Origin of the sequence: Psychrobacter sp. TB55-MNA-CIBAN-0194, from assembly GCF_040309505.1 — a bacterium.
Taxonomy (GTDB): domain Bacteria; phylum Pseudomonadota; class Gammaproteobacteria; order Pseudomonadales; family Moraxellaceae; genus Psychrobacter; species Psychrobacter fozii.
Genome location: NZ_JBEOOW010000685.1, coordinates 1 through 242 on the forward strand (window position 1 = coordinate 1; position 242 = coordinate 242).

1 protein-coding gene is annotated in these 242 nt (G+C 50.0%); it reads left to right on the forward strand.

Annotated elements, in window-relative coordinates:
- Positions 1-242: hypothetical protein (locus tag AAEY75_RS16730; protein ID WP_352260283.1), on the forward strand; the 242-nt coding region annotated here is incomplete at both ends.

Below are 242 nucleotides of genomic sequence, written 5' to 3' on the forward strand. Positions count from 1 at the left end.
GCCAGTCAGCAGGCGCAACGCCTACCTTGGTATCGACAGCTACCGCTATTGTGGTATGGGCTGATGCTAGCAGGATTATATGCGTTTTTTGCCTATGAAGTACAATCATGGCTGCTTGCTGGGCAGCTGCTTATAGGATTGATTGGCTTCATTGCCATATTTTGGGCATTGGCACGCGGTTGGCTGTGGTTCCTGTCACGCTTGGCTACCTATAGTAAGATAGGTTGGATGCAGCGTATTGC